Annotated in this window: 12 protein-coding genes; 5 read left to right on the forward strand and 7 right to left on the reverse strand. The window is 65.7% G+C overall.

Annotation, left to right across the window (positions count from 1 at the left end):
* Positions 1–47 precede the first annotated feature (47 nt).
* Genes JQ592_RS35040 through JQ592_RS35050 form a run of 3 tightly spaced genes read left to right on the forward strand, consistent with a single transcriptional unit; the run spans position 48 to position 2,617 of the window.
* Positions 48–710 (forward strand): chloramphenicol acetyltransferase, encoded by a 663-nt coding sequence (locus tag JQ592_RS35040; protein WP_211407267.1) that lies wholly within the window; start codon positions 48–50, stop codon positions 708–710.
* A complete protein-coding gene (locus tag JQ592_RS35045) occupies positions 707–1,900 on the forward strand; it encodes an alpha-D-ribose 1-methylphosphonate 5-triphosphate diphosphatase (RefSeq protein ID WP_211407268.1) in 1,194 nt (397 codons plus the stop codon). The genes JQ592_RS35040 and JQ592_RS35045 overlap by 4 nt, the downstream gene beginning before the upstream one ends.
* An 18-nt stretch (positions 1,901–1,918) precedes the next feature.
* Complete coding sequence (locus JQ592_RS35050) at positions 1,919–2,617, forward strand: DUF1045 domain-containing protein (protein ID WP_211407269.1); 699 nt, start codon at positions 1,919–1,921, stop codon at positions 2,615–2,617.
* Positions 2,618–2,620: 3 nt separating this feature from the next.
* On the opposite strand, the gene JQ592_RS35055 is transcribed toward JQ592_RS35050, so the two are convergent.
* The 7 genes from JQ592_RS35055 to JQ592_RS35085 all read right to left on the reverse strand — a co-directional run bounded on the left by JQ592_RS35055 (position 2,621) and on the right by JQ592_RS35085 (position 10,309).
* Positions 2,621–3,214: a hypothetical protein gene (locus JQ592_RS35055; protein WP_211407270.1), complete on the reverse strand. Its 594-nt coding sequence runs from the start codon at positions 3,212–3,214 to the stop codon at positions 2,621–2,623.
* An 83-nt stretch (positions 3,215–3,297) separates the two neighbouring features.
* On the reverse strand, positions 3,298–4,698 hold the full coding sequence (locus JQ592_RS35060; protein WP_211407271.1) for a selenium-binding family protein: 1,401 nt from the start codon (positions 4,696–4,698) through the stop codon (positions 3,298–3,300).
* A gap of 410 nt (positions 4,699–5,108) precedes the next feature.
* Complete coding sequence (locus JQ592_RS35065) at positions 5,109–6,047, reverse strand: dihydrodipicolinate synthase family protein (protein ID WP_211407272.1); 939 nt, start codon at positions 6,045–6,047, stop codon at positions 5,109–5,111.
* A gap of 124 nt (positions 6,048–6,171) precedes the next feature.
* Positions 6,172–8,253 carry a methyl-accepting chemotaxis protein gene (locus JQ592_RS35070; protein ID WP_211407273.1) on the reverse strand — a complete coding sequence of 694 codons (2,082 nt, stop codon included), beginning with the start codon at positions 8,251–8,253 and terminating at the stop codon, positions 6,172–6,174.
* A 121-nt stretch (positions 8,254–8,374) separates the two neighbouring features.
* Positions 8,375–9,145 carry an enoyl-CoA hydratase gene (locus JQ592_RS35075; protein ID WP_211407274.1) on the reverse strand — a complete coding sequence of 257 codons (771 nt, stop codon included), beginning with the start codon at positions 9,143–9,145 and terminating at the stop codon, positions 8,375–8,377.
* A gap of 10 nt (positions 9,146–9,155) precedes the next feature.
* A complete protein-coding gene (locus JQ592_RS35080; RefSeq protein WP_211407275.1) occupies positions 9,156–9,605 on the reverse strand; it encodes a MarR family winged helix-turn-helix transcriptional regulator in 450 nt (149 codons plus the stop codon).
* 44 nt (positions 9,606–9,649) lie between these two features.
* Positions 9,650–10,309, reverse strand: coding sequence for a TetR/AcrR family transcriptional regulator (locus JQ592_RS35085; protein WP_211407276.1), 660 nt, complete (start codon positions 10,307–10,309; stop codon positions 9,650–9,652).
* Between the two features lie 90 nt (positions 10,310–10,399).
* Here JQ592_RS35085 and JQ592_RS35090 point away from each other — a divergent pair, with 90 nt between their 5' ends.
* Both JQ592_RS35090 and JQ592_RS35095 read left to right on the forward strand, forming a co-directional pair.
* Positions 10,400–11,650, forward strand: a complete 1,251-nt coding sequence (locus JQ592_RS35090) for an HlyD family secretion protein (RefSeq protein ID WP_211407277.1) — start codon at positions 10,400–10,402, stop codon at positions 11,648–11,650.
* Positions 11,592–13,211: a DHA2 family efflux MFS transporter permease subunit gene (locus tag JQ592_RS35095; protein ID WP_211407278.1), complete on the forward strand. Its 1,620-nt coding sequence runs from the start codon at positions 11,592–11,594 to the stop codon at positions 13,209–13,211. Before JQ592_RS35090 ends, JQ592_RS35095 begins: the two co-directional genes overlap by 59 nt.
* Positions 13,212–13,224: the final 13 nt, after the last annotated feature.

A 13,224-nucleotide genomic window follows, 5' to 3' on the forward strand; every position in this document is an offset into this window, starting at 1 on the left:
CAAGCCACTCGAAGAGGATTGCCCGCCCTCGAACGTTCGGACACAACATGGCCGGCAAGGTGCTTTCAGTCCAACCGGCCATCGACGCGTCCGCGAAGCTCCATGAGACCAGGCTCGGCGCCTACACCGAGGTCGGCGCACGCACCATCCTGCACGATGTCACGATGGGCGATTACTCCTATGTCGTGAACGACTCGCAGATCACCTACACGACCATCGGAAAGTTCTGCTCGATCGCGGCGATGACGCGCATCAACCCCGGCAATCATCCGATGCAGCGCGCGACGCAGGCCCATTTCACCTATCGCTCCAGCGCCTATTTCGAAGGCGAGAGCGACGACACCGAGTTCTTCGACTGGCGCCGCCAGCATCACGTTCATATCGGCCACGATGTCTGGATCGGCCATGGCGCGATCGTGCTGCCGGGCCGCAACATCGGCACCGGCGCGGTGATCGCAGCCGGCGCCATTGTCACCAAGGACGTGCCGGCCTACACGATCGTCGCCGGCAATCCGGCGCGGATCGTGCGGCGGCGGTTCTCGGAAGAGACCGCCGACCGGCTCGCAAGGCTCGCCTGGTGGGACTGGGATCACGACAAATTGCGTGAAGCCCTGCCCCATTTTCGCAAGCTCGGGATTGAAGATTTCCTCGCCACGTATGAAGCACGGGCAAGCTCCCCTCGCAGCAGCAAGAAAAGCGCAATCGCGTGACAGACATTTTCCTTGAAGGCGGCCGGGCCCTGATCGGCACCGAGATCGTCGAAACTTCGCTGAGCGTCTCTGGGATCGATATTGCCGAGATCGACGCCTCCCGCGGCCGCGCGCGACTCGCGATCGATGCGCGCAACCTGCTGGTCCTGCCCGGCATCGTCGACCTGCACGGCGATGCCTTCGAGCGGCAGATGATGCCCCGCGCCGGCGTCGACTTCCCGATCGACGTCGCGCTCGCCGACAGCGACCGCCAGGCGATCAGCAACGGCATTACCACGGTGTTTCACGCCACGACCTGTTCGTGGGAGCCGGGCCTGCGCAGCGCCGACAATGCGCGGAGATTGATGGAGGCGATCGAACGACAGCGTCCGCAATTCGCCGCCGACACCCGCTTCCATTTGCGGCACGAAACCTACAATCTCGACGCCGAGAGCGAGATTAGCGAGTGGCTCAGCGAAGGCCGCGTCGACCTGTTCGCCTTCAACGACCACATGGACGGGGTCGTTGCGGACATCTCCAATCCGCGCAAGCGCAACCGCATGGTCGAGCGCACCGGACTGTCGAGCGAGGCATTCGACCAGCTGGTCGAACGCGTGGTCTCGCGCAAGGCTGAGGTGCCGGATTCGGTCTCGCGGCTCGCCGCTGCCGCCCGCGCAGCCGGGGTGCGGATGCTCTCGCACGACGATGCGACCCCTGCGATGCGCCGGGAATTTCGCGAGATGGGCGCGATGATCGCAGAGTTTCCGATCAACGAGGAGACCGCGCGCGCCGCCGCTTCCGCCGGCGATGCCATCGTCTACGGCGCGCCGAACGTCGTGCGCGGCGGCAGCCATACCGGCTGGACCCGGGCATCCGACATGATCGCAAAAGGGCTCTGCTCGGTGCTGGCGTCGGACTATTACTATCCCGCACAGCTGCTCGCTGCGTTCCGCCTCGCGGCCGACGGCGTGCTGCCGCTGGTAAAGGCCTGGGATCTGATTTCGGCCGGCCCCGCGCGCGCGACTGGCCTCTCCGATCGCGGCCAGCTCGCTCAAGGACGCCGCGCCGATATCCTGCTCGTCGACGACAGCGCGCCGTTGCGGCCGCGGCTCGTCGCAGTGATATCAGGCGGAAAGCTCGTGCATCTCACCGATGCGACGCGGCTGCTCAGCGCGGCGGCGACGCCGCGCGAGGCTGTCGTCGCGGCCTAAATTGGTTATGCTCGGGCGATGACAGGTTTTCCCCGCTACGCGATCTATTTCGCCGCAGGCGCCGACAGCGCCCTCTCCCGCTTCGGCGCTGAACTGCTCGGCTACGACGCCTATACTGGCGACGAGTTGCGGTTTCCGCAGCAAGCACTGCATGTCGCACCGGACTGGCGCGACGTCAGCGCCGATCCCCGCAAATACGGTTTTCACGCCACGCTGAAGGCGCCCATGGCGCTGGCATCGGGCAAGACCGAAGCCGAGCTGATGGCCGCCTGCGCGGCCTTCGCCGGCCAGGCGCGGCCTCTTCCGGTGATCCGCCCCGTCGTCGATGCCATCAGCGGCTTCATCGCCGTCATTCCGGCCGAGCCGGTCGAAGCGCTTCAGGAACTCGCCGCCGATAGCGTCCGCGATTTCGACGCCTTCCGTGCGCCGCTGACGGCGGAAGATCGCGCGCGGCGCAAGCCCGAAAAGCTCGGCGAGCGGCAGCGCGACTATCTCGACCGCTGGGGCTATCCTTACGTGATGGAAGAATTCCGCTTCCACATGACGCTGACAGGGCGGCTGGATGCGGAGCGCCGCGGGCCGATTCTGGGAATGCTGCGGGAGCGATTTGGGGGACTGAAGCTCGATGCGCTGACCGTCGACCGCCTCGCGCTGTTCAAGCAGGATGATGCCAAGGCAAGATTCCGCATCATCGGCGAGTGGGCTTTGGCGCGGTAGACCTCAGCGCCAGCTCGCAAGATTGAAGGCGAGCGCCACTGCGCCAACCAGAACGAGGCTGATCGCCCAGACTGCATCGAGATTGAACCAGCTTCGCGAGACGAACCTCAATCCCAGATGGCGGTAAACCAGCCACGCCAGACACCCGCCGGCGCCGACCATGGCGGCAACATGCACCAGGGACACCAGCACCGCCATCCCGAGACTTGCCCTCATCAGCGCGCCCGCCGCCTCATGGCCGGCATCGAGCTCGAAAGCCTGACAGAGCCCGAGATAGATCGGCACGAGCATCAGGGCGGCGCCGTGCGCAATGGCGACGGCAAATGACCAGAGCGCCAATTGCGTCGGCGGAATTCGTGCCAGCGCGCGCGGATGACGCCGGTCGATCAGCCGATAGACGCCAAAGCCGATGACGAGAAGGCTCGCGCTGATCTGGATCGGACGCTGCCACTCGGCCAGCACGAGCAGGAACGCGAATGGCAGCAGCACGAGGAGTGTTGCCAGGAGATGCCCGGCCGCCAGAGCCCACAATGCGCGGAAGAGCGCGCGTGGGCTCTTGTCCATGAGCCCGGCCGAAACGGCGAGCGGCCATCCCATTCCCGGATTGACGCCGTGGTAAAGACCGCTCGCGACAAGCGCGAGCCACAGCCAGCCAAGGGCCGGGCTCGCATGCGTCCCATCTAGACCGACGGGTAGCAAAAGGAGTCGGTCGAACAGTCGCCGCCTTCGAGCCTGATCTGGTGCGCACGATATCCGTCGGGGAAGCTCACAAAATAGTTCTTGTCGAGCTCGAGGCCGCCGTTGCGGCCGACATTGGCCATGACTTCCACACCCGGAACCCCGTCGGGATAGAACTGGTCGTCCCAGGTGGAATAGAGCGAATTGGTCCAGTACACGCGCCGGCCGTCGCGGCTGATCTCGACCATCTGCGGACCCGCCGCAAACGCCTTGCCGTTCGGATGGGGCGTGCGGCGCGCGATGCCTCCGATGTGGACGGAGCCCGCAAGCTTCGGCTTGCGCGGATCACTGACGTCGTACTGGCGCATTTCACCCGTGCCCCAGCACGAGACATAGAGAAACCGGTCGTCCATCGACAGGTCGATGTCCGTCACCAGCGGCGGCACGGCGCCAAATCCCTGCAGCAGCGGCGGGAGCTTCTCCTTGGGCGCGGGTTCGGGAGGGATCGTCGCCGTCTTCTCGGCATGGAATTTTCCACCCTCGCGCCACCAGGTCCAGATCGATGCTTCGAGGTTGGTGGTGTCGACCACGACGCCGACGAAGCCGTACTCGCGAACCGGATCGTGCGCTGGCCGTACCTCCAGCGCCATCTGATGATTGGCGCCGAGGTCGATAGTCTGGACGTTGCGACGGGCGCGAAGGTCCCAGAAGTGGAGACGATGGCCGTATTTGTTCGACAGCAGATCTTCCGGGACGATCCCGTTCTCGAACTGCGGCGGCAACGCCCATTCGCTGGTCACCATGTAGTCGCGCGGCAGATTCCACCAGAAATCATAATGCAGTGCCTGCGGGCCGCGGTCGATCTCCCATCGTCCAAGGACCTCGAACGTCTCGCAATCCATGATGAAGACGCCTGGAGGCCCGTTGGTGCCGTCCTTGCCGCCGCCCCCCAGCGTGCTCACATAGATGCCGTCCGGCCCGCAATGGATGGTATGCGGCCGCGAGTAGCCGGTCTTCTTGAAGACCTCCTCCGGCTCGATGATCTTGTGGATCTTGGCTTTGGTCGGATCCGGCTTGGTATCGATGATGTAGATCCGCGACGAGCGCAGCCCGGGGATGATGAGATAGCGCCGCTCGATGAAGGCGTGTCCGGCGAGCGGCGACAAGGCGGAGGAGCAGGCATTCCAGCCGAAATGATGAAACTCGTCGCCCTTGTTGGGCATCGTCACGGTGTGAACGATCTGGCTATAGGTCGGCGATCCCGGCTTGACGTCGATGACCGCAAGAGCGTCCGGCTTCGAGAAATCCGGACTGAGCAGCAAGGTGTAGGCAAAGTTCTCCGCAGGTGCTTCCATCGCAAGCTTGGGCGATGCGTGAAAGGTGGGATCCGGCCTCATCGTCATGGCACTGCCTCCCTGTTCTGTCGGTTCGTGCCAACCTGGCTCGGGATAACGGCATAATGAAGAGGTGTTACGCGATGTCTTGGGATTCTCCGCAGGGCCGGTTGGCGAGTGTACAATATGCCATCGCAGGGCTGCGGGAAACGGCCCGGACCGCGTTAATTCGACGCCTTGGGGCAAAATTGGGCTAACGAGATAAGGCGAGCGCGCACCTCACATTCAGTGTCGTCCCGGCCTAGTGCGCAATTGCGCACGGGGGGCCGGGACCCATAACCCCAGGGAGAGGTTATGGAGTGAGCTGCCAACTCCGAGTCTTCGTCAAACTTCTCCCTGTGGTTATGGGTCCCGGATCTGCGCGCGCTTGGGGCGCGCTTGTCCGGGACGACAGTTGGGATATTCAGCGACGGCGGAGGCTACTTCCCCCACCGCAGCGCCAGCGCATCGCGCTCCTTGGCTAGCTCGAGCAACCCTGCCCGCGTCGCCGGATGCAGCGGTTGCAGCGGATGCCGCACGGCCTCCGACTTGATCACGCCGCCGGCCTGCATCATCACCTTGCAGGCGATCAGGCCGCATTGGCGGTTCTCGTAGTTGATCAGCGGCAGCCAGCGTTCATAGGCGGCTTTCGCCTTTTCCCGGTCGCCGGCGAAATAAGGATCGATAATCTGGCGGATGCCGTCGGGGTAGCCGCCGCCGGTCATGGCGCCGGTGGCGCCGGCGTCGAGATCGGCGAGCAGCGTGATCGCCTCCTCACCGTCCCAGGGTCCCTCGATGTCCTTGCCGCCGGCCTCGATCAGGCTGCGGAGCTTTGCAGCGGCGCCGGGAACCTCGATCTTGAAATAGCGGATGTTGGAGAATTCGCGCGCCAGCCGCGCCAGCAGCTCGACCGACAGCGGCGTGCCGGCGACGGGCGCATCCTGGATCATGATGGGAATATTGATCGCGCCCGAGAGCACCTTGAAGAATTCGACGATGCCTTTCTCCGGGACCCGGAAGGTCGCGCCGTGATAGGGCGGCATCACCATCACCATAGCGGCGCCGGCGGCTTCGGCCTGCTTGCTGCGCGCGGCGCAGACGGCGGAGCTGAAATGGGTGGTGGTCACGATCACGGGAACCCGGCCCGCGACATGGTCCAGCACCGCATGCATCACGGTTTCGCGCTCGGCATCGGTGAGCACGAACTGCTCGGAGAAGTTGGCGAGGATGCAGAGACCGTGCGAGCCGGCGTCGATCATGAAGTCGATGCATCGACGCTGGCCCTCGAGGTCGAGCTCGCCGCGCTCGTCGAAGATGGTGGGCGCGACCGGGAACACGCCGCGATAGGGGCGCTGGGCCTTGTGTGGGGTGACCGGCATCGAACTCTCCATCCCTGATGTGTCTTACGTCTAAGGCCGCATACGGGGCGCGGCGGCACACATGTACCCGCCACGCGGACCGGCGGCAATGCCTGCGCGACGTCAGGATGGAGGATGAGCGAAGTTACGCGGTCTTCACCGCACCGAGGAAGCCCTCGACCGCGACGCGGAGACGGTCGGCATCGGCCGACATCTTCTTCACGGATTCCGACAGCACCGTGCCGGCATTACCGGTCTCCTGGTTGAGTCTCGCGACGCTGCCGATGGTATCGGTGACCTCGCGGGTACCTTGCGCGGCCTGCTGGAAGTTGCGCGAGATCTCGGTGGTGGCTGCGCGCTGCTGTTCCACGGCGGCGGCAATCGCCGTCATCTTCTCGTCGATGCCGCTGATGGCGCCGCCGATGGAACGGATCGCGGTCACCGCCTGGCCGGTCGCACCCTGGATTTCCTCGACCTGGCGGGAGATCTCTTCGGTCGCCGTCGCCGTCTGCGCTGCGAGGCTCTTGACCTCGCCGGCGACCACGGCAAAGCCGCGGCCGGCCTCACCCGCGCGCGCAGCTTCGATCGTGGCGTTCAGCGCCAGCAGGTTGGTCTGGCCGGCGATGGCGTGGATCATCTTCACGACTTCGCTGATGCGGCTCGCGGTCTGGTCGAGGATCTCGACCGTCGCATTGGTCTGTTCGGCCTGCGCCACGGCCTCGCGGGCCTCGCGCGCGCTCGACTGCACCTGCGCGGAAATCTCGCCGACGGAGGCGGAGAGCTCCTCGGTCGCGGCCGCGATGGTCTCGAGATTGTTGGTGGCCTGCTCGGCCGCCGAGGACACCGACGCGGTCTGGCTGCTCGATTCCGCAACCAGCGAGCGCACGCCGGTTGCCGTCGTATCAAGCTCCTTCGTTGAGGCCGCAACACTGTGAATGATGGCCTGCACGGTGTCGTCGAAGCTGCGGCACGCCGCATCCACCGTGCCGGAGCGGGCAAGCTGCAGCGCCTGCTGCGATTCGCGTTCCTGGCCGAGACGCTCGGCGGTCGCCGCGCTCTCTCGCAGGCTTTCGAGCGCTGCGGCCATGGTGCCGAACTCGTCGGGATACCGGGATTGCGGCACCGGCGTCGCGTAGTCACGCGCACCCATCCGGGCGATGGCGTCGAGAATGGCGCGCACCGGGCGCATCAGGCGGCTACGCACCACATAGACGCCGGCCAGGGTCACCGCCAGCGCCAGCAGGAACGCCAGCGATTGCACCACGAGATTGGTAAGGGCCTTGGCCTGGATCGTCTCCGCCCGCGCGATCGACTGGTCCAGGGCCTTGTTCGCGATGGCGACGATGGACGCGAACGGGGACTGGCACAGCGCATTCCATTCCGAGGCGGGCATCGCGGGCTTGCCGCTGCCGTCGAAATTCCTGGTGAGCTCGCCGATCTGCTTGAGCACGCCGTCGGTCTTGGCCCGCGCATCCTTCGCGGCGCCGACCATCTCCGCGGTCACCTCGGGCGCGGCCAGCAGCTCATCCATCCCGGTCCAGCCGGATGCGATGGAGCCGTTCCAGCTCGCAACGGTCTGCTTCTGGGCCTCGTCGAGCGGCTTGCTGGCATTGACGTTGGGACGCAGCGTCGAGCACTGGATGCCGTAGCGGTCGCGCACCTGCCAGGCGAGACGGCGGACCTGGATCATGCGGGCGATGAAGGGGTCATCTATCCAGGCGCGGTTCGATACCGCAGTGGACGCCAGATTCGCGGTGTCGATCACCTTGGTGACGGCATCGTACCAGGCCGCGGTGCGCTCCATCTTGCGCTCGCCACGCGGCTGCTTGGCCTCGTCGTAGAACAGCTCGAATTTTGGCGCGGCCTCGCTCCAGCGTTGTTTCAGCGTGCTCGCGAGCTCGTCGCGGCGGGCGAATTCGACGGTGGAGATCGCTGCGACGATGGCATCATAACCGGCCTGCTCGGCTTTCTCGGCGGCGCCCAGCTTGGCACGCGCATCGTCCTCGCCGAGCAGCGCGCTCTGGGCGTCGCCGCGATTGTTGCGAAGCGCGAGGACGCCATGGAAGATCGCCTTGTCGGCGGCGGCAAGGCGGGCCGTATCCAGGCTGTCGCTATAGCGGCCGAAGGCGCCGACCATCTGGATCGTGGTGCTGGTCAGCGCACCGGCAGCCAGGAGCGCCATCAGCACCAGGAGCAGCGTGCTTACCGATTTCTTAAAAATTGCCATGAGCCAGGGGGCCTATTCTTCAATAGCGGCCACCTTGCATCGCGACATGCCAATGTTTCGTTAAGGTTGTAGTCAAATACCAGCTTTCCGGCCTGCCGCGCCTGCGCCAGGCCGGGGCTCGTTACGCGACCTTCGTGAAATCCGGGGGGCGCCGCTCGGCGAACGCCGTGAACGCCTCGCGCGCCTCGGCGGTGCGCAGGCGCCGCGCGAACTGCTCGCCTTCCGCCTGCATCTGCGCGACCAGCGCCTCGCCGTTGCGCATCAGCTTCTTGGTGGCGGTGAGCGCGCCGGCCGGCTGGCGGGCGAGCCGCTGTGCCAGCGAGAGTGCCTCGGCATCGAGCTTGTCGAGCGGCACGACGCGGTTGGCGAGACCCCATTCCAGCGCGGCCTTGGCCGGCACCGTCTCGCCGAGTGCGAACATCTCATAGGCGCGCGCATAGCCGATGCGGGCCGGCATCAGCAGGCTGGAAGCGGCTTCCGGCACCAGCGCGAGGCTGACGAAGGGCGTCGACAATTGCGCGTTGTCGGCGAGCACGACGAGGTCGCAATGCAGCAGCATCGTGGTGCCGACGCCGACGGCGCGGCCCTGCACGGCGGCGACCAGCGGCCGGGTGCAGCGCGCCAGCGACTGGATGAAGCGGATGACGTTGCGGCTGCCTTCCGACTTGCCGGAGGCGACGGCCGCGAACTCGCCGACATCGTTGCCGGCGGTGAACATGTCGCCCTCGCCGCGGATCAGGATCACGCGGGCGGATGGATCGAACTCGGCGGATTCGATGGTGTCGGCGAGCTTGCCGTACATCGCGTCCGTCAAAGCGTTCTTCTTGTCGGGGCGCGCCAGCGTGAGTGTGAGAATTCCGCCGTTGTTCTCGATCCGGACATGCTCGGTCATTGCTCTCTCCTTAGTCCTCTTGGCCTCTTGGAAACTTGTCCTGAATGCTGGTCAGCCAGCGCGCGACGATGTCGATCTCCGCAGCTGTAAATCCGTCCGTCAGTGCCGCGTTGATTTTGGCCGCGTCGGTCTTCGCCTGCGCCAGCACGGTCCGTCCCTTCGGCGTCAGCCACACGCGAAAGGCGCGCCCGTCCTCGCGATCGGCCCTGCGCTCGACCAGCCTCGCCGCAGCACTGCGATCGACGAGCCCGGAAATCCCGGCCGGCCTCATGTCGAGCGCCGCGCCCGCCTCTCCCATTAGGACGCCGTCCTGCTTGCCGAGGATGAACAGCAGCCCGGCCTGCGCCGGCGTCACCTCGCTCGACGGCTGCGCCGCCATCCAGCGCTGCAAGCGGCGTTGCGCGACGGTCAACAAATAGATCAGCCGATGGTGCTTCGCTGCGGCCTCATTATTTCGCATGCGAAATATATAGTCGGGCAGATCGGGATTGTCAAAGGGAGCCGTTAGGTCGACCTGGCGCGGCAGCCGTCGAGCAGAATTGCGGCGCATGTCTGCGCCCGCCTCTCGATCTCGTTGCGCGAGGGCAGTGTCAGACTTGCGTAGATCGCCGCGCGCTGCGGCGCCGACACCATCATGCCGATCATCATTCCGGCGGCTTCATCGACGTTATCGAGTGCGATGCGCTTCTTCTTGACTTGATCGCGAAGCCAGCCCGCGAGCGCCGCCGCGGTGCGAGAGATGCCATCCCTGTAAAAATTCGCGGCAAGGTCGGGGAACGTGGCCGACTGCTGCAGCACCATACGCTGGAGCGCCACGACCTCCGGATCGAGCGCGAGATCTGCGCAGGCGACAAGTACGGCAGCCAAGCTCGTTTCGATGTCGGCCTGATTGTTGGCCTGAAGATCGACGTCGGAGAGCAACCGATCGAGCCGGTCCGCGCACATCGCTTCGAACAGTGCCGCCTTGCCCGGAAACAGCCGATAGAGAGTCTTGGTGGAGATGCCGGCGCCGCGCGCCAGCTCTTCGGTGCTGGTTGCTGCGTAGCCGTCGACGGCGAAGGCATGCCGTGCGGCCTCGATGACGATTCGCTTCGTCTCGTCGTCGCTGCGGACCGGCGGCCGCCCGCGCGGGCGGCCTTCTGATGACGGTTTTGCCTGAGCCATGTTTTTAGATGATGCCTGTCATTCCATTGACTCTCCCCAAGCTAGTCCTATTTTGGAAATCGTCAAGTTTCCTAATTCAGGGAGCCGGCCATGACCGTGCACACCGACCCGTCCAAGAGCGAAACCACCGTGGTGCCGACCAGCCCGCCCGAAGGCATCCTGCCCGCCGCGCCGATCCCCGCCCCGCGCCGAAAGCTGAACCTTCGCAAGCTGTTGCTGGCGGGAGCGGCCGTCGCCGCGCTCGCCGGCGCGAGCTGGTACGGCTACGATTACTGGACCGTCGGGCGCTTCCTCGTCTCCACCGATGACGCCTATGTGAAGGCCGACAACACCACCATCGCGCCCAAGGTCAGCGGCTACCTCGACCGCGTCGTGGTCGCCGATAACGAGCATGTGAGGATAGGCCAGGTGCTGGCCCGGATCGACGACCGCGACTTCCGCGTCGCGCTCGATCAGGCCAGGGCCGACGTCGCCGCCGCGAACGCGACGGTGACGAGCAAGCAGGCCCAGCTCGAGGTTCAGGAAGCGGTGATCGCAGCCGCGAAAGCGACCATCGATGTCGACACCGCCGCAAAAACCTTCGCGCAGCAGGAGAACAAGCGCTACACCGATCTCGCCAGGACCGGTTATGGCAGCGTGCAGAATGCGCAGCAGGCGCAGGCGCGCGATGCCGGCGCCGACGCCGCGATCGCGCGCGACAACGCCAACCTCGTCTCCGCACAGAAGCAGGTCGACCTGCTCAAGGCCGAGATCGTGCAGGCCAGGGCCGCCGCCGCCCGCGCCGCCGCAGTCCAGCAACAGGCGGAACTCAATCTCGGCTACACCACGATCGTCTCGCCGATCGACGGCGTCGTCGGCAACCGCACCTTGCGCGTCGGCCAGTACGTGCAGGCCGGCACGCAGCTGATGTCGATCGTGCCGGCCACGGGCGCCTATGTCATCGCCAATTTCAAGGAAACCCAGCTCACCCATGTCCGCGCCGGACAGAGCGTCGAGATCGAGGTGGACACGTTCCCGGGCCAGCTCGTGCATGGCCATGTCGATTCCATCGCGCCGGCCAGCGGCCAGGAGTTCGCCCTGCTGCCACCCGACAACGCCACCGGCAATTTCACCAAGATCGTGCAGCGCATTCCCGTGAAGATCGCGCTGGACGCCGAGACCGCGCCTGCGATCGCGCTGCGGCCCGGCATGTCCGTGATCCCGACGATCGCAACGCGCTCAGCGCCGGCCGCCCAGGCGGCAGCGACGCTCAAAGCAAAACCTGTTTCCGGAGGGTCGTGCCATGTCAAGCAGCCTCGCAATCTCGACGCCAGCGCAAGCAATACCGGCCGCGACGCCTGAGCGCGTCGCCGCCGCCCCCAATCGCGCCAGCGCCACGATCTGGATCGCCGTGTTCGCGGCGATGATCGGCGCCTTCATGGCGATCCTGAACATCCAGATCACCAACGCCTCGCTGCTCAACATCGAGGGCGGCATCGGCACCGGCGCCGACAACGGATCCTGGATCTCGACGTCCTATCTGATCGGCGAGATCATCGTCATTCCGCTGACCGACTACCTGTCGCGGGTGTTCTCGTTCCGCAACATCATCCTGAGCTTCGCGAGCCTGTTTGCGGCCTTCTCGGTCGCCTGCGCCTTCACCCACGATTTGCCGTCGATGATCGCGATGCGCGGCCTGCAGGGCTTCTTCGGCGGCGTGCTGATTCCGATGGCTTTCACGCTGGTCTTCACCAGGCTGCCCAAGGGCCAGCAGCCGATCGGCCTTGCCATGTTCTCGCTCGCCGTGACCTTTGCGCCGGCGATCGGCCCGACCATCGGCGGCTATCTCACCGAGAACTACGGCTGGCAGACCATCTTCTTCGTCAACGTGCTGCCCACGGCGGTCATGGTGACCACGCTGTTCTTCACGCTGGAGCGCCAGCCGCTGAACCTCGCTCTGCTGCGCGAGGGCGACTGGTTCGGCATCGCGACCATGGCGGTCGGCCTCGCTTCGCTGCAGGCCGTGCTGGAGGAAGGCAACAAGGACGACTGGTTCGGCTCGCCCTTCATCGTGCGGCTCGCGGTCATCGCCGCGATCAGCCTGTCGCTGTTCATCGTCAACGAGCTCGTGGTGGAGAAACCGCTGCTGCGCCTGCGCCTGTTGACGCAGTGGAATTTCGGCATCGGCACGATCGCGGCGGTGTTCCTCGGCTTCGCGTTGTTCGGCTCGGTCTATCTCCTGCCGGCCTATCTCGGCCAGGTGCAGGGCTACAATGCCGAGCAGATCGGCAACGTGCTGGCCTGGACCGGGCTGCCGCAGCTCCTGCTGATTCCGCTGGTGCCGAAGCTGATGCAGCGTTTCGACGGCCGCTATGTCGCGACCGTCGGCCTGCTCCTGTTCGCCGCGAGCTCCTTCATGAACATCCAGATGTCGCTGAATTATTCCGGCGATCAGTTCCTGGTGCCCAACATCGTGCGCGCGGTCGGCCAGGCGCTGACGCTCGCGCCGCTCTCGGCACTCAGCCTCGGCAGCGTCGCGCCACAGGATGCGGCCGCCGCCTCCGGCATCTCCAACATGATGCGCAATCTCGGCGGCGCCATCGGCACCGCGGTGCTCGCCACCATCGTCACCAAGCGCGAGCAGTTCCACTCCAACATCATCGGCCATTCCGTCACGCTCGGCCGCGAGGAGGTCCGCAGCCGCATTGCCCAGATGACGGACTACTTCATGGCCCACGGCGTGCCCGATCTCAATGCCGCGCGCGAGCAGGCCATCATCGCGCTCGGCAAGACCGTGAAGCGCCAGGCGCTGGTGATGGGTTATTCCGACACCTTTGCCGTGATCGGCGTGGTGCTGGTGCTCGCCGCGATCGCGGTGCTGCTGACGCGGCGGGTGAAGGCGGCGGGCGGGCCGGCGCATTGAACGGGTCCCTGGG

The sequence above is a fragment of the Bradyrhizobium iriomotense genome (genome assembly GCF_018129405.1).
In the GTDB taxonomy this organism is placed as follows: domain Bacteria; phylum Pseudomonadota; class Alphaproteobacteria; order Rhizobiales; family Xanthobacteraceae; genus Bradyrhizobium; species Bradyrhizobium iriomotense_B.